A 17,449-nucleotide genomic window follows, 5' to 3' on the forward strand; every position below is an offset into this window, starting at 1 on the left:
CGAAGCAGCTTTGCTAGGCGAAATTATCTTGAAGGTGATGGCCAGAAGTTCATAGCGCGACCACACCGGACGCATACCTTCAATCAGTTCAAACAGCGTATCCTCAACAGCGCTAAACCTGCGCATCCTTGCTGAAGGGGCAGTGCGCGAGAAGGTCTCTGCAGATCGAGTCTCGAAACAGGAGTCTCTTTTTTGAGGGTCTTTTACCTATCCTTCAAACCACGCCATTTAACGCATAATCAGTATTATGTAACATTTAGATACACGAGACAACGATTTTAGATTAAGAATGCGGCTCAACCTTATGGCAAAACGTATTAATCTCGCTAAGCCCTCTGATTTCATTTCGCGCTGGTTTTGAACACCCGCACTCCTACAGCGTTTCAAAGCAATTCCTCTCGTCGAGCTGTTGCCTCTCTGACCTACACCAAAGAATAGTTCATGTCAGGTTATGGGTTCCCTCTCGACAATTGCGCCATTTGCAGGAAAGTATGTCTTGGGGAAAAGGAAATCGCTAATGTCATCGTTGCTCGTTCTAAATGGTCCAAACCTCAACATGTTGGGGCTGCGCCAACCAGACGTTTATGGTCGCACCACCTTGGACGAGATCGACACCCTGTGCCGCGAGCACGCTGCGACGCTTGGCAGCGACTGTGTTTGCTTTCAAAGCAATCACGAAGGTGCTCTGATTGACCAGATCCACGCCGCGCGCGGCACGCATGACGGGATCGTCATGAACGCCGGTGCGTTTACCCATACTTCTGTGGCGATCATGGATGCGGTAGCATCATCCGAGGTGCCAACCGTCGAAGTTCACCTGTCCAACATTCATGCCCGCGAAGCGTTTCGCCACAACTCCTATCTGGCGAAAGTCGCCATCGGACAGATCAGCGGGTTCGGCGCCACAAGCTATAAACTGGCAATCGACGCGCTTCACTTGCACCTCAGCCAAGACAAGGCGCGCTGAATGACTCGATTGCTTGACTACCTGAACGAGGTTTGTGGCTGCCGCACGGTTGATTGTGTATGGGACATCCATTGTCGTGCCATGCTGGAATTTGGGTTCGATCGGCTGATCTATGGCTTCACGCATTACATGACACCCAAGTCACTGGGCCCGCGCGAGGATTCGTTGATCCTGTTCTCGCACGCTCCCGAATACATGAAGATCTACAAGGATGAAGAGTTCTATCGCCATTCTCCGATGATCGAATGGGCGGCACAGAATACCGGCGCCTGCAGCTGGTCGTGGATCCGCGAAAACATCGAACGGTTCGGAAATCTGGGCCAGCAAGTGATCCAGATCAATCGCGACATGGGCGTCGTCGCGGGCTACACAATCTCGTTTTCGGAAACCTCGAAACGCGCGCGTGGTGTGATTGCTCTGACGGCCAAGCCCGGACTGTCGCAGTCCAAAGTTGATGACATCTGGGCCGAACATGGGTCGATGATCGAAGCCATGAACAATGTCGCGCATCTTAAGATCATTTCACTGCCGCAACAAACGGACCGTGCGAAACTGTCGGCCCGTCAGCGCGAGGTGTTGGAGTGGGTTGGTGACGGGAAAACCAATCAGGACATCGCGACAATCCTGGGTGTAACGCCCGCAACGATCGAAAAACACCTTCGGATTGCACGTGACAAACTGGGCGTTGAAACCACGGCGCAGGCAGTTCTGAAGATTTCCTACTTTAACCAGATTCACACACCAGAAAGTTGATGGTATTCACAAACGGGTAGGTTATCCGCTGTGAACAGCATTACTGTTGTCCATTTTGCGACAAAAAGTCACGAAGTGTTTACGCTAAGGTAGGGAATCCCTGACTTCCCCCATCACGAGAAATTGTGCACACTAAACCTGTTCCGTGAGTGGTGGCTTTATAGCCGTTGGAACTTGAAGGGGTGGACGTTCTGTGATTTCAGGTGACGCTTCATTCTTCCGGGAAACCGGGTGCTGACACTAAGGGAGTATTGATCCCCGCGGTGTCAGCGTCTTTCCGGCTTCTGGAATCCTCCTGAACCACACAGTGTCCCGTGTGGGTCTCAACGGCGCCGACCTCCCTGTCGGCGCCGTTGTTGGTTTTCATCTCGAACGCTGCGGGCGACCAAATCGAATGCCCCTGCCCCGCCTTCGTCCGGACAAAGAAAAGGGGGCCGAAAAATCGACCCCCTTGATACTCTCTTCAAAAAAGAAACTGCGACTTAGCCCTGAACGGCGGCCGCGACCTCGGCTGCGAAGTCCGATTCTTCTTTTTCGATGCCTTCGCCGACTTCCATGCGAACATAGCCGGTGATTTCAGCCCCAGCCTCTTTGGCGGCAGCTTCAACCGTCAGATCGGGATTGATCACGAAGTCCTGGCCCAGCAGTGTCACTTCGGCCAAGAATTTCTTCATGCGGCCTTTGATCATGTTCTCGATGATGTTTTCAGGCTTGCCGCTTTCGCGGGCTTGCTCGGTCAGGATGGTGCGCTCTTTCTCAACGACAGAGGCGTCCAGCTCGGCTTCGTTCAAAGCTTGCGGGTTGGCAGCTGCGATGTGCATCGCAACCTGACGACCGAAGTCTTCCGAACCACCCGTCATTGCAACCAGCACACCGATTTTACCCATACCGTCGGCGGCAGCGTTGTGTACATAGGTCACAACCGTTTCACCTTCGACCGAGGCCATGCGGCGCAGCGACATGTTTTCGCCGATGGTGGCGATTTTGTTGGTGATCGTATCGGCGACAGATTTGCCACCCAGATCGGCCGCGTTCAGCGCGTCAACATCCGACACGGTCAATGCAGCCGAAGCGATCGACGAAACCATTTCCTGGAATTCGCTGTTCTTGGCAACGAAGTCGGTTTCGGAGTTCACCTCAACCGCGACGCCCTTTCCACCCGAAACTGCGACGGCCACAAGACCCTCTGCAGCCGTGCGGCCAGCTTTCTTGGCGGCTTTCGCCAGACCTTTGGTGCGCAGCCAGTCGACGGCGGCTTCCATATCGCCATCGGTTTCGACCAATGCCTTTTTCGCGTCCATCATGCCAACGCCTGTGGATTCGCGCAGTTCTTTGACGAGTGCAGCAGTGATTGCCATATCTGAGCTCCTTGGTGTCTCGGGGCATTTCGGGCGCGGAGAAGATGCGCCGCCCCGGTATCAATTCTGTGACAAAAGCGCGAGGCAGGTCGCCCTGCCCCGCAATTGCGCGGTCCTTATTCGGCCGGCGCAGCTTCTTCGGCGACTTCGGCAACAGCCTCTTCCGCCGGTGCTTCTTCCATCGCGCCCAGATCAACGCCAGCAGCGCCCAACTGTGCCGACATACCGTCCAGCGCCGCGCGCGAAGCCAGATCGCAATACAAGGCGATTGCGCGTGCCGCGTCATCATTGCCCGGGATGATATAGTCAACGCCTTCCGGCGGGCAGTTGGTGTCGACGATGGCCACAACCGGGATCCCCAGCTTGTTGGCTTCCGCGATGGCCAGGCTTTCTTTCTTCACGTCAATGACGAACAGAAGATCGGGAACGCCGCCCATTTCACGAATACCGCCCAGCGACGCTTGCAGTTTTGCCTGCTCACGTTCCATGCCCAGACGCTCTTTCTTGGTCAGGCCTTCGGCGCCATTCGCAAGTTTCTCGTCAAATTCTTTCAGGCGTTGGATCGACTTGGACACGGTCTGCCAGTTGGTCAGCGTGCCACCCAGCCAGCGGTGGTTCATGTAATACTGGGCCGATTTCTCGGCGGCTTCAGCGATGGCACCCGCAGCTTGACGCTTGGTGCCGACGAACAGCACACGACCGCCCTTGGCAACCGTTTCGCGCACCGCGTTCAGGGCGGCGTCGAGCATCGGCATGGTTTGCGTCAGGTCAAGGATGTGAATCCCGTTACGTTCACCATAGATGAACGGGCCCATGCGGGGGTTCCAACGTTGGGTCTGGTGACCAAAGTGAACGCCAGCTTCCAAAAGCTGACGCAGTGAAAAATCAGGCAGCGCCATGTTCTTTTCCTTTCCGGTTTCTACCTTGACGGGGCCATACGAGCGGTTCATGTCCTTGAAAAGACGTCGTTTTCACAACTACCCTTTCGTGGTCATTCCCCGGCTCAACCGGCGGACCTTTGGGAATGTCTCCCCCATCGGCCCAACCCCGCCTGTGGATTGATTGGGCGCGTATAGACGCCCGCCCCCGCCCTGACAAGCCCAAAAAACAAGGATTTGCCCATATTTTGCTGGCGCGCTGGGTCGTGCGGATTGCAAGACGCATCCACTCTTGTGTCGCTTCGTAATCCTCGGCAGAACAGGGATATGAACATGAAGCACGATATTCTTTGCATCGGGTCCGTCCTGTGGGACGTGATCGGGCGCACGAAACAGCCGATGAACATCGGCTCGGACGAGCCCGGCCGCATCACCCGCCTGCCCGGCGGTGTCGCGATGAACATCGCCAAAACGGTGCAGCGGTTCAACCTTCGCCCCGCGATTTTGACCGCCATCGGGCGTGACGCCGAAGGTGAAGAGCTGATGGCCGAATGCGGTGCACGTGGGATTATCACGTCATACGTTTATCGCCCTTCTGGTCTGCCGACGGATATCTATATGGCCATCGAAGGACCACAGGGACTTGTGTCCGCCCTGGCTGATGCGCATTCGCTGGAAGCTGCTGGCGATGCGATCCTGACCCCGTTGGAGGATGGCACGTTGGGTTCGCCCGACGCGCCATTCGCGGGTATGATCGCGCTTGATGGCAATCTGACGGCGCCGCTGCTGACCGATATTGCCAAACGGCCCAGCTTTGCGGCGGCGGATTTGCGCGTCGCCCCGGCCAGCCCCGGCAAGGCGCGGCGCCTTTTGCCGCTGATGTTGCATCCCGGCGCCACGCTCTATCTGAACCGGGAAGAGGCCGGGTATCTGGCGGGCAAAACATTTGACAACGCGCTTGCCGCCGCCGAGGGGCTGCTTGCTGCAGGTGCCAACCGGGTGTTGGTCACGGATGGCGGCAGCTTCGCCGCAGATGGCAGCAGGCAGGATGGGATTATCCAAACCCCCTGCCCGGCCGTGCGCGTGCGACGCATTACCGGCGCAGGCGATACATTCATGGCCGCCCATATTGCCGCTGAAACGGCCGGCAAAAGCCGGGTTGACGCCTTGGCGCACGCCCAGAAAACCGCAGCCCATTATGTATCCGGAGAAGACGACACATGACCATAGCCATGCATTTCTCGCCCGAAGTTTCCGACGCGCGCGCCCGCGGCCTTCCCATTGTCGCGCTGGAAAGCACGATCATCACCCACGGAATGCCTTGGCCGCAGAATGTGGAAACCGCGCGCGAGGTAGAGACGGTGATCCGTGAAAATGGGGCTGTCCCGGCGACCATCGCAGTGCTCGATGGCCGTTTGCACATTGGTCTGACAGACGACGAGCTTGACACATTGGGGCAAGCGAAAGACGTCGCCAAACTGTCGCGCGCCGATTTGGCAGCGTGTATGGCGACCGGCGGCACGGGGGCAACCACGGTCGCCGCCACGATGATCGCGGCGCATCTGGCTGGCATCCACGTCTTTGCCACCGGCGGGATCGGCGGCGTGCATCGCGGGGCGGACACCAGCTTCGACATCTCCGCTGACCTGCAAGAGCTTGCTAAGACCCCAGTCACCGTGGTTGGCGCAGGTGCGAAAGCCATTCTGGACCTGCCAAAAACGCTTGAAGTGCTAGAAACGTTGGGCGTACCGGTGATCGCATTTGGACAGGCTGATTTCCCAGCGTTCTGGTCGCGCAGCTCCGGTCTTCCAGCGCCCCTGTCGATGGATAGCCCGTCCGATATCGCGCAGGCGATGGTGCTGCGGGGCGAAATGGGGCTTGAGGGCGGCCAACTGGTCGCCAATCCGATCCCAGAAGCGGACGAGATTCCGTCCTCTGTGATAAACCCGGTGATAGAAGAGGCACTGGCCGCCGCAACAGCGGACGGCATCGCCGCAAAATCCGTCACGCCCTATCTGCTTGATCGCATTTATCATGCGACCGATGGTGCCTCGCTGGTCGCGAATATCGCTCTGGTTAAAAACAATGCGCGCCTTGCAGCGCGCATTGCCAGCGAGTTTTCAGCTTGAGGATCGCCAGGCGCAGACTGGCCTGACAGCCTAAGCCCCCATCGCGATCTGGGCATCCAATTCGGCCGGTTCCGGATCGCGCAGAACATAGCCGCGACCCCAGACGGTTTCGATGTGATTGTCGCCACCAGTCGCCGTGGACAGCTTTTTGCGTAATTTGCAGATGAACACGTCGATGATTTTCAACTCAGGTTCATCCATGCCACCATAGAGGTGGTTCAAGAACATCTCTTTGGTCAAGGTCGTGCCCTTGCGCAAGGACAGTAGCTCGAGCATCTGGTATTCCTTCCCGGTCAGGTGAACCGTACGCCCATCCACATCAACGGTTTTCGCGTCAAGGTTGACCGAAATATGACCGGTCTTGATCACCGATTGGCTGTGTCCCTTGGAGCGGCGAATAATGGCATGGATGCGGGCGATCAATTCCTCGCGGTGAAACGGCTTGGTCATATAATCGTCAGCCCCAAACCCGAACCCCTTGATCTTGTTTTCGGTGTCATCGGCACCGGACAGGATCAGGATTGGTGTTTCGACACGCGCCAGCCGGAGCTGTCGCAACACCTCGTGCCCGTTCATATCAGGCAAATTCAGGTCGAGCAGGATCAGATCATAGTCATAGAGCTTAGCCAGATCGATACCCTCTTCGCCCAGATCGGTGGCATAGACGTTAAGGTTCGCATGGGTCAGCATCAATTCGATGCTGCGGGATGTGGTTGGATCGTCTTCCACCAAAAGGATACGCATATTCGGGTTCTCCGCTAAAAATTCCTAACGATTGCAAGCAGCATCACGTGAAATGGTTAATCACCGGTTACCCACAAAGAACTTTTAGCGAAAACAATCTAGGGTTGTCTATACCTTTGCAGCGATGTGGCCTTCAACGCGGCCTCGCCGTGTTCAGAAACAGCCCGCATCCATTCATCCAGCTCTTCGGTAGACAGGGCATACATCTGCTCTGCATCCTTTTGCGTGATCAACCCGGAACGCACCGCTTTGACAACAGCTGCCTTACGGCTGGCCACCCAGCGGCGCGTGTCATTTGGCGGCAGATCAGCACGCGTCATGATTGATCCATCCGGCAGGGTGACTGCCCTTGGTCCTTCGACTTTCTTCAAATACATGTTTGGCCCTCACTTCAACGTATGCGCCAACTTTGTCGCCATTCACTTAAGGAGAGGTGAAGCTACCCCTTGTTGTTCATTCGAATTTTCCTATATTCCGTGTCTCTTCTGGAAAGGATTTGGTCATGACTGCGACCGCAGGCACCACGACAAAGACTAAAGACGCGGCTGTGCTGAATTCGTTGGGCTTTGCCAAATCCCCTGCGGACACCCGTGTGGTCGTGGCCATGTCGGGCGGTGTCGACAGCTCGGTGGTGGCGGCGATGCTCGCCGAAGAAGGCTATGACGTGATCGGGGTCACGCTACAGCTCTACGACCACGGTGCGGCCCTGGCCAAAAAAGGCGCGTGCTGCGCGGGGATCGACATTCATGACGCGCGCCATGTTGCTGAAAGCATGGGATTTCCCCATTACGTTCTGGATTACGAAAATATCTTTCAGGACGCGGTGATCGAGGAGTTTGCCGACAGCTATCTGGGCGGCGCAACCCCGGTGCCCTGTATCCGCTGCAACGAGCGGGTGAAATTCAAAGACCTGCTGGAAACCGCGCGCGACCTTGGGGCGGATTGCATGGCGACCGGGCATTATATTCAGCGTGCCGACGGGACCGCCGGGCCAGAGCTTCACAGCGCCGCTGACCCAACGCGCGATCAAAGCTACTTTCTGTTTTCAACCACACCAGAGCAGTTGGCGTATTTGCGCTTTCCATTGGGTCACCTGAAAACCAAGGATGAAACCCGTGCTTTGGCTCGTAAATACGGGTTGGAGGTCGCCGACAAGCCCGACAGTCAGGACATCTGCTTCGTGCCGGACGGAAATTATGCCAGCGTGATTGAAAAACTGCGCCCCGGGGCTGCCGAACCCGGTGACATCGTCGATGCGGATGGCCGCGTGTTGGGCCGCCATGACGGCGTCATTCACTACACGATCGGACAGCGCCGCGGGCTGGGCATTGGCGGACTTAGCGAACCGCTTTACGTGGTCAAACTGGACGTGGACGCCAAACAGGTGGTCGTCGGTCCGAAAGAGCTTCTGGCCACCCGCACCGTGCCTGTTCGCGAGATCAACTGGTTGGGGGATGAGCCCTTCACCGCACGCAAGGAATGGCATCTTGGCGTGAAGATCAGGTCAACCCGACCCGCCCGCGAAGCGATTGTCAGGCCGACTTCTGAAACCGAAGCCGAGGTCGAGTTGTTGACCGCCGAAGAAGGCGTCAGCCCGGGGCAGGCCTGCGTGTTCTATGACCTTGAAGGCCCGCGCGTGTTCGGTGGCGGTTGGATCTGGCGCGGCCAGTCCTCATAGGCCTGAATTTCGCGCCTGGACTTGACCAATGCAGTGGCGGCAGACGCAAAACGAACCGAGTATTCGCAAGAACCGAACTCTGAAAGGTAAAACTCATGCGTAAAACCCTTGCCGCCTTTGCCGCTGTCGCTGTTCTCGGCGCGCCAGCCCTGGCCGAAGAAACCTATGAACAGCGCCTCGCGCTGGCCACCGGGTATATCGACGCCACGCTTGAAGACATCGACATGCAGGCGATGGTCAAGACCATGTGGCAGCCAATTGTTGCAGATGTCACGGCAAAGGGCATTCCACTGGATGAGGGTCAGATCGCGAAAATCGACCAGCTGTATCAGGAGGAAATGACCGGTCCGATGTATGAAATCATGCGCAATCAGGCCGCGGTCATGGCAGAGCTGTTCACCTTCGATGAAATCAAAGCCATACGAGATTTCTATGCCAGCGATCTTGGCCGTGCCGCGATGACCAAGCTGCCACAGGTGACCCAGCGACAGACGCCTATGGTGCTGCAGATGGTGCAGGAGAAAATGCCCGAGATCATCCCGAAGGTTCAGGCAATCCTGAGCGAAGGCAGCGCGGCGCAATAACGCCCGCCCGTCCAGTTTGGCACGCTCAGTCTGCTTTTGAGCGCGCCACAACGTCCAGCACCGCGCGCGCCGCGCGCAATCCCGGTGCCTCACTGCCCTGCCCCAAACGCGCCATCGTCACCTGCATTGCCGCGTGCTGGGCGGTTGGGTCTGCAAGCATTGCCAGAACCGCTGGGGCAATCCGGGCGGGTTGGCAGGCCTTGCCAAGAAATTCCGGCACCGCGCGTGTCTCAGACACAAGGTTGACCAGGGTCACCGTGTCGATTTGCAACAGCCAGCCAATCATCAACCGGCTGAGCCAGTTCATGTCATAGGCGATCACCATCGGAGTGCCCGCGGCAGCAAGCTCCAACGAGACGGTGCCGGACGCCGCCAACGCGACATCGGCGGCCCGAAAAGCTGCGCGTTTCTGATCGGGCTGGTCAGCGGGGATCAAAATCGGGGGGCTGGACCATGTGGCCGTTTGCGCGCGCACCTGATCCTCGACCCCTTGGGCGACGGGCAACGCAACGCGCAGGTCGGGATGTTCGCGTTGCACCCGCGCCAGCGTCTCGCCGAAGCGAGGCGCTAGTCGCGCAATTTCGCCCTGACGCGATCCGGGCAGCGCCAGAACCAAGGGTGCCGCGCCAATCTGGTGCTGTTCACGAAACGCTTGCGCCTCGGCGTCGGTGGCGACCGGTTCAGCCACGACGGGATGGCCAACGAAATCGCAGCCCATGCCAGCAGCGGTCATCAGAGGCGGCTCGAACGGCAACAGCGCCAGCACATGATCGACCCATTGCGCCATCTTGTCGGCCCGCTTTGGTCGCCACGCCCAGACGGAGGGCGCGACGTAGTGGACCACCGGTATATCATGTCCGAAAGTCTGGCCCTCGACCTCGTCTTGTTTGACGATCTTCGCCACACGCAGGCAGAAATCCGGGCTGTCGATGGTCACCAGAACATCAGGGTCGGCGTCGATCACAGCCTTCGCGGTTTCACGAATGCGGCGTTTGAGGTGGAAGTATTTCGGCGCCACTTCGGCGATGCCCATCACCGAAAGGTCGGACATGGGAAACAGCGAGGTCAAGCCCTTCGCCTGCATCGCCGCACCGCCAACGCCGATGAATTCTATATCGTCGCGCAACGAGGACAGGCCCTCCATCAGCGCAGCCCCCAGCTTGTCGCCCGACGGCTCGCCCGCGATCAAAAAGACCTTCATGAGGTGTCCTCGAGGATGTCGAAAAACAGGTCATGCGCGGCAACAAGGCGTTCGACCTCGGGGCGGTCCAGAACGATGATGCCCGTCGCAGGCACCGCGATCCCGCCAAGGCCGGCTTCGGCCACCGCGCGCACGGTGTCCGGTCCGATTGTGGGGATGTCCATGCGCGCATCCTGTCCGGGCTTGGGGCGCTTGACGAACACCCCGCGCGCGCCTTGCTTCAGATGCGCAGGCGTGGCGGCCACAAAGCGCAATAGCGCGTCTGTGCCCTGAATGGTTTCAATGCCCAGACATTGCCCGCCAGCGACCACAACACCCTGCGCCACGTCTTCCCCCGCCAGCGCATCAAGGATGGACCAAGCGCGATCGCGGTCCGCACAATCCTGCGCATCAGGTTGGCGTCCAATGGTCGTGGCCTCGATGGTCAGGCCATCGGTCACGTCGGTGGCCGAGACCACTTCGAACCCCTGCTCTTCAAATACTTCGGCCACAAGCCTCAGCAGCGCATCGTCGCCTTTTCCCAAAACGGCTTTCACCCGAGGGAAAAGGCCAAGCGTCACGCGGTCCATCCGCAGCGGGTTCAACTTGGGTCGGTCAACCTTGCCGGCAAACACCACCCGCGTGACGTCACCTGCGCGCATGGTCTTGAACAGCGCCCCCAGCTTTTCATAGCTGGCTTCGGCCAGTTCAACCGCGTCGGGCGCAGCGACCTCGACCCCCTTTATGGTGACGAACAAGGCGTCCGGGTTGGCGGCCGCGATTTGATGCGGCAAGTCCCCGGTTCCGGCGATGATGGCAAGGCGATCTGTCATGCCCCCCCCTTATTTCGGGGTCAGAAACCCGCGATCGCTGTCGCCGGTAATGAAGGCCACCATCTCGCGGACATAAGGGCTGTCGGTATCCTCGGTGAGCCGGGCGGCGCGTTCCTGAAACGAACCTTCGCCCTGTTTGAGCATGAGAAACGCAGCACGTAAGGCCGTGATGTCGGCGCGGTTGACGCCACGCCGCTTCAGCCCGACAAGGTTCAACCCGTCCAGCTCGCCTCGCGGACCTTGCACAAGGGCGTGGGGCAAGACATCTGCCGTGACCATCGACAGGGCACCGATGATCGCACCACGGCCGATGCGCACCCATTGGTGCAAGCCCGACAAACCGCCGACGATCACATCGTCTTCGATCACCACATGGCCCGCGACGGCCACGTTGTTCACCAAGATCACGTTGCTGCCGATCTGGGCGTCATGGGCGACGTGACAGCCAGCCATGAACAACCCGTCATCGCCAATCCGGGTGACAAAGCCGCCCCCGGCGGTGCCGGTGTTCATGGTGACATGTTCGCGAATACGGTTGCGTTTGCCGATCACAAGCCGCGTGTCTTCACCGGCGAATTTCAGATCCTGCGGGATCTCTCCGATCACCGAGAACGGGAACACAACCGTGTCGTCGCCAATTTCGGTATCGCCAGTCACGATCACATGGGATTTCAGGACCACGCCCTGCCCCAACTTGACCCGCGCGCCGATGCAGCAAAACGGTCCGATCTCGCAACCCGCGCCGATGATGGCGCCTGCTTCGACGATGGCGCTGGCATGGACCGACGCCGTGGGATCAACACTCCCGTTGGCTGTCATTGGTCAGCCCTTTCCGCCGGTTACGTCGATCATGGCCATGAAGGTGGCCTGACAGGCGATCTCGTCACCGACCTTGGCAAGGCCGTCAAATTTCCAGACCTTGGCCCCGCCGCGCAATGTGGTGATTTCCAACTCCAACACGTCGCCCGGCACGACTTTGCGCCGGAACTTGGCACTGTCGATGCCCATGAAATAGACGACCGCACCCGACCCGACCAGATCCAGTGACAAGGACACCATAACCGCCGAGGTTTGCGCCATTGCCTCGATGATGGTGACACCGGGCATGATCGGCAGACCAGGAAAGTGACCCTGAAAATGAGGTTCGTTCATGGTCACCATCTTGATACCGCGCGCGAATTCTTTTTCGCGAATGTCCTCGACCCGATCAACCAGCAGGAACGGATAGCGGTGCGGGATACATTGCTGGATCAGTTGAATATCTGCAGTGCTGGGCACATCGACCATGTTTTCACGTCCTTTTCCGTCTTTGACCCTTGTCGGGCCTTTCGTTCCAACCTGACTAGCAGTCCGGTCAAACCGAAACAATCGCAATCAGTTGTCGGGCAAAGGCGCGGGCAGGTCACCATCGGCGGGCGCGGTTGGGGCAAGACCTTCAGGCGTCGGCGCGTCTGTGTCGCCCTCCACCGCATTGTCGTCGCCAGAGTTGGTATCCGCTTCGCGATCTGCGCCATCGCCCAAAACCTCGTCAATGCGTTGCACTGCCAGTTTGGTAATGTCGATGTTTTGCGTTGTCAGAAGAATGGCGCGACGGTCAAGGATCACCACAGCGCCCAGTTCCCGCACAAGCTGACCAAGAATGGGGCCAACCTGCTCAAAAAACTCGACCTGTTGGCGTTCCAATGTGCTGACAAAGTCCTGTTCGCGGGTGGTGCCTTCGGCCCTGAGCGCCTGCACTTTCTCGTCAAATGCCTTCGCCAGCGCCCGGAAAGCCTCGGGGGTCATTTCGGCGCGCTTGGCGGTCAGGTCGCGCTCTTCTTGCAGCAAAGCCGCCTCGACCTTGCGCGTCTCGGTGGCCAAGCGTTGCCGTTCCACTTCGACCGTTTGAACGACCCGTCGTCCATACTGCGTGTCTGAAAACAGGCTTTGACGATCAATCGTCACAATCTGCGACACCGCGCGCCCCAGCTCTTGCGCATGCGCGCCAGCACTGGTCACTGACAACGTGCAAAGCGTCACACACCCGATGCGCAGCGCATGCACCACTTGGCGATGCAATCGGCGCATCAGCTGCGGCCCACCCATCCAAGCCCGATCAGAACTGGGCAGAAATCGTGAGTTCGAAGTTGTTTTCTTCGTCATAGGCTTCCTTGGCCAGCACGCGCGAGTAGTTAAACCGCAACGGGCCGATAGGGGTATCCCAGAAGAGCGACGCACCGATCGAGGACCGCAAATAGGCCTTGTCGTCAATTGCGCCACCCAAAGTGTCATCCAATCCCCAAAGCGACCCAGCATCCACGAACAGACCACCGGTAATGCCATATTCTTCGGGCAGACCCAACGGGAACTGCGCCTCAAGCCGGGCCACGGCATACATATTGCCGCCCAGCGTATCCTGATTGACCGCCGTCAAATCGCGCGGCCCCAAACCGTTGGTTGCAAAGCCGCGTAGTTTCGACGGCCCCATGCGGAACCGGTCCGTCACCCGTGACACACCACCGTTCAACGACCCCAGCACACCGCCCTCGACCGTCGCCAACAGCGTGACCTGATCGTTCCAGACCTTGGTCTGTGCCTGTGCCAACGCGGTCGCGCGGGCGTATTGGTAATCCGAGCCAACGCCGCCGATATCACCGTCAAGCTGGAAGTAATACCCGCGGTTCGGATCAAGTCCGGTGCGACGGGTGTCATAGCTAAAGGTAAACCCAACCCCGCCACCGATCTGACGGCCCCGCGCGGCTTCGTTTTGCAACACGACAGAGCTATCGACACCAACATCCGTGATCTCGGCCCCATCGGCAAACACCCGCACGCCAAGGCGCGAATATTCACTGATCGGGAAGGTCAGCGATGGGCGGAAAGCAATGGCCTTGGTGTTGTATAGTGCCGAGGCAAAAGCGGTTTCGCGGTAATACGCCTCGAACCCGAGCTCCAGATCGCGACCAAGGAAATTCGGTTCGGCAAACTTGAACGAGAAACTGGTGGAATCTTCGGTGTTCTGGAAGCTTGCGCTGAGAAACTGACCGCGCCCAAGGAAGTTACGTTCGGAGAAGGACAGGTTCAGGCCAAATCCGTTTTCAAGACTGTAGACGCCACCAAAGCTAAGCGACCCTGTGGGCCCCTCTTCCACATCCACATCAATGACCACCTGATCGGGGGCGGACCCCTCTCGGGCTTCGACGTTGGAGTTGGAAAAATAGCCAAGCGCGCGCACCCGTTCAGCCGCCTCGCGGATTTCGCGCGGGTTGAAAGGGTCACCTTCGACGATCCGAAACTGGTTGCGCACCACACGGTCAAGCGTGGTGGCGTTACCTTCGATGTCGATGCGTTCGACAATGATACGCGGGCCGCGGGTCAGCACCAGATCCACATCCAGCGTCAGATCGCGATCATTGCGGGTCACGCGCGGCTCGACCCGCACGAAATCCAGCCCCTTGCGGATGGCCAGACGTTCCATCCGCGCGGTGGCATTTTCGAGCAGCGAGGGGCTGTAGACAGCACCCGAACGCAAGTTTTGCACCGCGTCGAACTCGTCGGCGTTAACCTCGGCGATCTCTGAGCTGGTGGTGATGTTGCCAAAGCGATACTGCTGGCCTTCCTGCACCGTGAAGGTGATGAAGAACGCATCGCGTTCGCGCGAAAACTCGCTCGTCACGCCGGTGGTCTTAAAATCGACATAGCCGCGCGACAGGTAGAAGTCGCGCAGAACTTGCTTATCGAATTCGATCCGGTCGGGCGTATACGTGTCCGCGCGGATCAGGGCGCGCAGAATGCCCGCCTGCTTGGTCTCAAGAACACGCCGCAAACGGCTGTCGGAATAGATGCGGTTGCCGACGAAAGACAGGCGCTCGACCTCGACGTTCTTGCCCTCGACGACTTCGAACACCAGATCGACACGGTTGTTCGCCCGGCGGATGATTTTCGGCGTCACCTGCGCGGCCAAACGGCCCTGCGCCTGGTAAAGCTCGGTGATGGTTTCAACGTCCAGCTCGGCCGTCGCAGGATTATAGACCCGGCGCGGTTGTGATTTCAGCAATGGCGTAAACACGTCGTCCTTGATCTTGCGGTTGCCTTCAACCGAGACAACGTTGATCGTCGGGTATTCACGCACTTTCACCACCAACACGTTGCCGCGCGGCAGGATCTGCACATCTTCAAACAAGCCCGAGCCGACGAGACGTTGATAGCCATCGTTCAGCGCTGCTGCCGACACCACCTCACCCTGGGCGATTCCCAGATAGGACAGGATGGTCGCAGCCTCGATCCGCTGCGTTCCCTCGATCTCGACCCGAGAGAAGGAATAGGCCTGCGCTGTGGCGGGCTTCGGGGCCACAACCGTAACCGCTGAAATTGCAAGGAAAATCGCAAGACCGCTGGTGGTTGCCAGTGCCTTGGTGCCTTGTTTCACGAAATCAAAACGGTTGCTGCTCAACCCCTCGACAAATGCCATCGTATTTACTTTCCTCAGACACCCCAGTTCCAATGTGGATAAGCGGTTGGGACGTTCTTGTCAAAGCGCGAAAGCAGAGTTTTCGAGGCCGCTGTGCATGGGTCACACCATCCGGCGCGCGCAATGCCTTCTGCCCAGCATGACGGCATCATTAGGCTGCATGGCGGACGGGGACAAAGCGGGGCGTCCAGAATGAAAAAACCCCGCCCGCAGTGGCACTGCAGCGAGGATCCATTTCAGCGATGGGCTTGATCGTGTCGGTGCCGGGCGGCAGCGTGGCCTTTAGTGCATCATCCCGCCAAGAATGACGCTGAACCACAAGGCGGCCGCGATGGCACCTGCAAACATCACGCGATCGTAATTGAGATCGAACAGAAGCGTCAAACCGCGGGTTTTATATCCAAAACGTTCCATATTCGCCTCTTGCCTTGTCTGGTCACTGGACCGGATCGCGTGTCGATTTCGATCATCTTGGCCGCCAATTGGGGCATCAGAATTTCGGAATTAAGGCAAAATTGTGGCATAAGAGCCCGTGGCTGTTGTCTATGGACAGAACAAGTCGTTGGTCAGACCAAACATCATCAGCGCAAGAACGAGCGTCAGACCAATCGCCAGCAGCACATTCAGCACCTTGTCCGAGGGCGGCTTGCCAGTGACGGCTTCCCACGCGTGAAACACAAGATGTCCCCCGTCCAGCACGGGGATCGGAAACAGGTTCAACAGACCGATGGCCGTGGACAACATCGCGATAAAGCTGATGAAGCTTGTCGCCCCCATGGACGCCGCCTGCCCCGACACCTGGGCGATGCCGATCGGGCCGGACAGGTTGCAACTGGAAATCGCCCCCGTGATCATGTGCCAAAGGCCCGACAAGCTGGCGCGGATGATATAGATCACCCGATCGACGCTGGCTGTGACGCTTTCCCACAGGCCCGGCGTGCGGGTTGCCGGGTCAAACACCATGCCCGAGGTGATGCCGATCAGCCAGCGGGTTTCGAACCCGCCTTCGGCCGACGGGATGTCTTGGCGGCGCGGCGTCAGCGTCACCTGCGTGGGGGTGCCATCGCGCAAAAGACCCAGCGTCAGCGCAGCGCCATCGCCATCCACGACGATTTCACGCAAGCCTTCAAAGGTTGCCACCGGCACATCGTCAACGGTGGCGATGAAGTCGCCGGGCTTCAAACCCGCTTCAATCGCCGCTGATTTCGGACTGACCGACCCGACCAAGGGGGGGAACGGATGGGTTGCGGTCAGGTCAATGACCGCGCCGTCGCGGCGCACCTGATAGGCGACACGCGCAGTGTCGGGCAGCTTGTCCACGATGGTCTGAAACTCTGCAAGCGGAGGCGTCTCGATGCCCGCGATGGACAGAATTTCGTCACCGGGTTTCAGCCCCTGCTCCATCCCCGGAACGTCCTGCACCGCAGCGACCGACAGCGGATCGCGGGCGACGCCCGTGGACAGGATCAAGCCCGTGAAGATGATGACAGACAGGATGAAATTGAAAACAGGCCCGGCTGCAACCGTCGCCGCCCGCGCCCACAAGGGCGCACCATGCATGGTGTGGCGCCGCTCTTCGTCGCTCATCCGCGCCATGGCATCTTCGTCGGCGCTGCCCGAGGCAACATTGGCGTCGCCGTGGAATTTCACATAGCCGCCAATTGGAAAAGCAGCGATCTGCCAGCGGGTGCCATGTTTGTCCATTCGCGACCCAAGCACCGGCCCCATCCCGATCGAGAAGACATCCGCCTTGATCCCGGACCAGCGCCCCACGATGTAGTGGCCGTATTCATGCACTGCGACAATCACCGTCAGCGCCGCCAGAAAGGCGAGGATCGTGAAGGCAAGGTTGCCGAAGTCGGGAAGCAGCCCGGTCAATTCCATGGAGTTTTCTC

General features: G+C 58.8%; 18 protein-coding genes. 6 read left to right on the plus strand and 12 right to left on the minus strand.

The window, feature by feature from the left end; all coding sequences use genetic code 11:
• Positions 1 to 517 precede the first annotated feature (517 nt).
• Both aroQ and Q0864_RS13655 read left to right on the plus strand, forming a co-directional pair.
• Positions 518 to 967: a type II 3-dehydroquinate dehydratase gene (gene aroQ / locus Q0864_RS13650; protein WP_298570874.1), complete on the plus strand. Its 450-nt coding sequence runs from the start codon at positions 518 to 520 to the stop codon at positions 965 to 967.
• The gene (locus Q0864_RS13655; protein WP_298570876.1) at positions 968 to 1,720 is read left to right on the plus strand and encodes a LuxR family transcriptional regulator; all 753 of its coding nucleotides are present in this window, start codon (positions 968 to 970) and stop codon (positions 1,718 to 1,720) included.
• A gap of 482 nt (positions 1,721 to 2,202) precedes the next feature.
• On the opposite strand, the gene tsf is transcribed toward Q0864_RS13655, so the two are convergent.
• Both tsf and rpsB read right to left on the minus strand, forming a co-directional pair.
• Positions 2,203 to 3,078 (minus strand): translation elongation factor Ts, encoded by an 876-nt coding sequence (gene tsf, locus Q0864_RS13660; RefSeq protein ID WP_298570878.1) that lies wholly within the window; start codon positions 3,076 to 3,078, stop codon positions 2,203 to 2,205.
• A gap of 116 nt (positions 3,079 to 3,194) precedes the next feature.
• The gene (gene rpsB / locus Q0864_RS13665; RefSeq protein ID WP_298570880.1) at positions 3,195 to 3,977 is read right to left on the minus strand and encodes a 30S ribosomal protein S2; all 783 of its coding nucleotides are present in this window, start codon (positions 3,975 to 3,977) and stop codon (positions 3,195 to 3,197) included.
• A 306-nt stretch (positions 3,978 to 4,283) separates the two neighbouring features.
• Between rpsB and Q0864_RS13670 the strand changes: the two genes are divergently transcribed.
• Both Q0864_RS13670 and Q0864_RS13675 read left to right on the plus strand, forming a co-directional pair.
• A complete protein-coding gene (locus Q0864_RS13670; protein WP_298570881.1) occupies positions 4,284 to 5,180 on the plus strand; it encodes a PfkB family carbohydrate kinase in 897 nt (298 codons plus the stop codon).
• Positions 5,177 to 6,085, plus strand: coding sequence for a pseudouridine-5'-phosphate glycosidase (locus Q0864_RS13675; protein ID WP_298570882.1), 909 nt, complete (start codon positions 5,177 to 5,179; stop codon positions 6,083 to 6,085). Before Q0864_RS13670 ends, Q0864_RS13675 begins: the two co-directional genes overlap by 4 nt.
• Before the next feature lie 30 nt (positions 6,086 to 6,115).
• On the opposite strand, the gene ctrA is transcribed toward Q0864_RS13675, so the two are convergent.
• Positions 6,116 to 6,829, minus strand: coding sequence for a response regulator transcription factor CtrA (ctrA, locus tag Q0864_RS13680; protein ID WP_298570884.1), 714 nt, complete (start codon positions 6,827 to 6,829; stop codon positions 6,116 to 6,118).
• 98 nt (positions 6,830 to 6,927) lie between these two features.
• The gene (locus tag Q0864_RS13685; protein WP_298570886.1) at positions 6,928 to 7,206 is read right to left on the minus strand and encodes a DUF1153 domain-containing protein; all 279 of its coding nucleotides are present in this window, start codon (positions 7,204 to 7,206) and stop codon (positions 6,928 to 6,930) included.
• A gap of 125 nt (positions 7,207 to 7,331) precedes the next feature.
• Here Q0864_RS13685 and mnmA point away from each other — a divergent pair, with 125 nt between their 5' ends.
• Entirely contained in the window at positions 7,332 to 8,507 is a 1,176-nt protein-coding gene (gene mnmA, locus Q0864_RS13690; RefSeq protein ID WP_298570888.1) for a tRNA 2-thiouridine(34) synthase MnmA, read from the plus strand.
• 95 nt (positions 8,508 to 8,602) lie between these two features.
• Positions 8,603 to 9,091, plus strand: coding sequence for a DUF2059 domain-containing protein (locus Q0864_RS13695; protein ID WP_298570890.1), 489 nt, complete (start codon positions 8,603 to 8,605; stop codon positions 9,089 to 9,091).
• A 25-nt stretch (positions 9,092 to 9,116) separates the two neighbouring features.
• On the opposite strand, the gene lpxB is transcribed toward Q0864_RS13695, so the two are convergent.
• The 8 genes from lpxB to rseP form a co-directional block, all read right to left on the minus strand.
• The gene (lpxB, locus tag Q0864_RS13700) at positions 9,117 to 10,292 is read right to left on the minus strand and encodes a lipid-A-disaccharide synthase (RefSeq protein ID WP_298570892.1); all 1,176 of its coding nucleotides are present in this window, start codon (positions 10,290 to 10,292) and stop codon (positions 9,117 to 9,119) included.
• Positions 10,289 to 11,104, minus strand: a complete 816-nt coding sequence (gene lpxI, locus Q0864_RS13705; protein WP_298570893.1) for a UDP-2,3-diacylglucosamine diphosphatase LpxI — start codon at positions 11,102 to 11,104, stop codon at positions 10,289 to 10,291. Before lpxI ends, lpxB begins: the two co-directional genes overlap by 4 nt.
• 9 nt (positions 11,105 to 11,113) lie before the next feature.
• Entirely contained in the window at positions 11,114 to 11,923 is an 810-nt protein-coding gene (gene lpxA / locus Q0864_RS13710) for an acyl-ACP--UDP-N-acetylglucosamine O-acyltransferase (protein ID WP_298570895.1), read from the minus strand.
• A 3-nt stretch (positions 11,924 to 11,926) separates the two neighbouring features.
• Positions 11,927 to 12,391 (minus strand): 3-hydroxyacyl-ACP dehydratase FabZ, encoded by a 465-nt coding sequence (fabZ, locus tag Q0864_RS13715; RefSeq protein WP_298570897.1) that lies wholly within the window; start codon positions 12,389 to 12,391, stop codon positions 11,927 to 11,929.
• Between the two features lie 87 nt (positions 12,392 to 12,478).
• Positions 12,479 to 13,246, minus strand: a complete 768-nt coding sequence (locus tag Q0864_RS13720) for an OmpH family outer membrane protein (protein WP_298570898.1) — start codon at positions 13,244 to 13,246, stop codon at positions 12,479 to 12,481.
• Complete coding sequence (gene bamA, locus Q0864_RS13725) at positions 13,200 to 15,554, minus strand: outer membrane protein assembly factor BamA (protein WP_298570900.1); 2,355 nt, start codon at positions 15,552 to 15,554, stop codon at positions 13,200 to 13,202. The genes Q0864_RS13720 and bamA overlap by 47 nt, the downstream gene beginning before the upstream one ends.
• Before the next feature lie 282 nt (positions 15,555 to 15,836).
• Entirely contained in the window at positions 15,837 to 15,968 is a 132-nt protein-coding gene (locus tag Q0864_RS13730) for a hypothetical protein (protein WP_298570902.1), read from the minus strand.
• A 129-nt stretch (positions 15,969 to 16,097) separates the two neighbouring features.
• Positions 16,098 to 17,438 (minus strand): RIP metalloprotease RseP, encoded by a 1,341-nt coding sequence (gene rseP, locus Q0864_RS13735; RefSeq protein WP_298570903.1) that lies wholly within the window; start codon positions 17,436 to 17,438, stop codon positions 16,098 to 16,100.
• Positions 17,439 to 17,449: the final 11 nt, after the last annotated feature.

Source organism: uncultured Aliiroseovarius sp. (genome assembly GCF_947497285.1).
Taxonomy (GTDB): domain Bacteria; phylum Pseudomonadota; class Alphaproteobacteria; order Rhodobacterales; family Rhodobacteraceae; genus Aliiroseovarius.

Bases quoted from the DNA above. Each gene is read 5' to 3' on its own strand.
- rpsB (WP_298570880.1), bottom strand. From the start codon at position 3,977: ATGGCGCTGCCTGATTTTTCACTGCGTCAGCTTTTGGAAGCTGGCGTT.
- aroQ (WP_298570874.1), top strand. From the start codon at position 518: ATGTCATCGTTGCTCGTTCTAAATGGTCCAAACCTCAACATGTTGGGG.
- Q0864_RS13730 (WP_298570902.1), bottom strand. From the start codon at position 15,968: ATGGAACGTTTTGGATATAAAACCCGCGGTTTGACGCTTCTGTTCGAT.
- Q0864_RS13695 (WP_298570890.1), top strand. From the start codon at position 8,603: ATGCGTAAAACCCTTGCCGCCTTTGCCGCTGTCGCTGTTCTCGGCGCG.
- fabZ (WP_298570897.1), bottom strand. From the start codon at position 12,391: ATGGTCGATGTGCCCAGCACTGCAGATATTCAACTGATCCAGCAATGT.
- lpxI (WP_298570893.1), bottom strand. From the start codon at position 11,104: ATGACAGATCGCCTTGCCATCATCGCCGGAACCGGGGACTTGCCGCAT.
- lpxB (WP_298570892.1), bottom strand. From the start codon at position 10,292: ATGAAGGTCTTTTTGATCGCGGGCGAGCCGTCGGGCGACAAGCTGGGG.
- mnmA (WP_298570888.1), top strand. From the start codon at position 7,332: ATGACTGCGACCGCAGGCACCACGACAAAGACTAAAGACGCGGCTGTG.
- Q0864_RS13670 (WP_298570881.1), top strand. From the start codon at position 4,284: ATGAACATGAAGCACGATATTCTTTGCATCGGGTCCGTCCTGTGGGAC.
- rseP (WP_298570903.1), bottom strand. From the start codon at position 17,438: ATGGAATTGACCGGGCTGCTTCCCGACTTCGGCAACCTTGCCTTCACG.
- Q0864_RS13720 (WP_298570898.1), bottom strand. From the start codon at position 13,246: ATGACGAAGAAAACAACTTCGAACTCACGATTTCTGCCCAGTTCTGAT.
- lpxA (WP_298570895.1), bottom strand. From the start codon at position 11,923: ATGACAGCCAACGGGAGTGTTGATCCCACGGCGTCGGTCCATGCCAGC.
- bamA (WP_298570900.1), bottom strand. From the start codon at position 15,554: ATGGCATTTGTCGAGGGGTTGAGCAGCAACCGTTTTGATTTCGTGAAA.
- tsf (WP_298570878.1), bottom strand. From the start codon at position 3,078: ATGGCAATCACTGCTGCACTCGTCAAAGAACTGCGCGAATCCACAGGC.
- Q0864_RS13655 (WP_298570876.1), top strand. From the start codon at position 968: ATGACTCGATTGCTTGACTACCTGAACGAGGTTTGTGGCTGCCGCACG.
- Q0864_RS13685 (WP_298570886.1), bottom strand. From the start codon at position 7,206: ATGTATTTGAAGAAAGTCGAAGGACCAAGGGCAGTCACCCTGCCGGAT.
- Q0864_RS13675 (WP_298570882.1), top strand. From the start codon at position 5,177: ATGACCATAGCCATGCATTTCTCGCCCGAAGTTTCCGACGCGCGCGCC.
- ctrA (WP_298570884.1), bottom strand. From the start codon at position 6,829: ATGCGTATCCTTTTGGTGGAAGACGATCCAACCACATCCCGCAGCATC.